Genomic DNA, 1,343 nt, shown 5'->3' on the forward strand with positions numbered 1-1,343 from the left:
AGCGAACAAAAGTAGCGAAGTATGTGAGCCAGCTGTCAAGAAAAGCCGCTATTGTGTTTAATGTACCCGTACCGTAAACCGACACAGGTGGATGAGGAGAGAATCCTAAGGCCGGCGGGAGAAGCATTGTTAAGGAACTCGGCAAAATGACCCCGTAACTTCGGGAGAAGGGGTGCTCTTAGAAATAAGAGCCGCAGAGAATTGGCCCAAGCAACTGTTTAGCAAAAACACAGGTCTATGCGAAACCGAAAGGTGAAGTATATGGGCTGACGCCTGCCCGGTGCTGGAAGGTTAAGAGGAGATGTTAGAGCAATCGAAGCATTGAATTTAAGCCCCAGTAAACGGCGGCCGTAACTATAACGGTCCTAAGGTAGCGAAATTCCTTGTCGGGTAAGTTCCGACCCGCACGAAAGGCGTAATGATTTGGGCACTGTCTCGACAATGCACCCGGTGAAATTGAAATACCAGTGAAGATGCTGGTTACCTGCGCCAGGACGGAAAGACCCCATGGAGCTTTACTCTAGCTTGATACTGGGATTCGGTATTGCATGTACAGGATAGGTGGGAGGCTAAGATTACGTTACGCCAGTAGCGTATGAGCCGATGTTGGGATACCACCCCTGCAGTACTGGGTTTCTAACCTGCGGCTGTTATCCAGCCGGGGGACAATGTCTGGTGGGGAGTTTGACTGGGGCGGTCGCCTCCGAAAGGGTATCGGAGGCGCTCAAAGGTTCCCTCAGAATGGTTGGAAACCATTCGAAGAGCGCAAAGGCAGAAGGGAGCTTGACTGCGACACCGACGGGTGGAGCAGGTACGAAAGTAGGACTTAGTGATCCGGTGGTATGAAAGTGGGATTGCCATCGCTCAACGGATAAAAGCTACCCTGGGGATAACAGGCTTATCACTCCCAAGAGTTCACATCGACGGAGTGGTTTGGCACCTCGATGTCGGCTCATCGCATCCTGGGGCTGTAGTAGGTCCCAAGGGTTGGGCTGTTCGCCCATTAAAGCGGTACGCGAGCTGGGTTCAGAACGTCGTGAGACAGTTCGGTCCCTATCCGGCGTGGGCGTAGGATATTTGAGAGGAGCTGCCCTTAGTACGAGAGGACCGGGGTGGACTGACCTCTGGTGTATCGGTTGCATTACCAAGTGCATGGCCGAGTAGCCAAGTCGGGACGGGATAAACGCTGAAGGCATCTAAGCGTGAAGCCCCCCTCAAGATGAGATATCCCATACGAATGTAGTAAGACCCCTTGAAGACGACGAGGTTGATAGGCAAAAGGTGGAAGCGTGGTGACATGTGGAGCTGATTTGTACTAATAGGTCGAGGGCTTAACCAAGTAA

The 1,343-nt window shown here is 52.3% G+C and carries 1 rRNA gene; it reads left to right on the forward strand.

Annotated elements, in window-relative coordinates:
• Positions 1-1,339, forward strand: a 23S ribosomal RNA gene (locus G600_RS0113055); the annotation flags it as partial.
• Between the last annotated feature and the right edge of the window lie 4 nt (positions 1,340-1,343).

Source organism: Lachnospira multipara ATCC 19207, assembly GCF_000424105.1.
GTDB lineage: Bacteria > Bacillota > Clostridia > Lachnospirales > Lachnospiraceae > Lachnospira > Lachnospira multipara.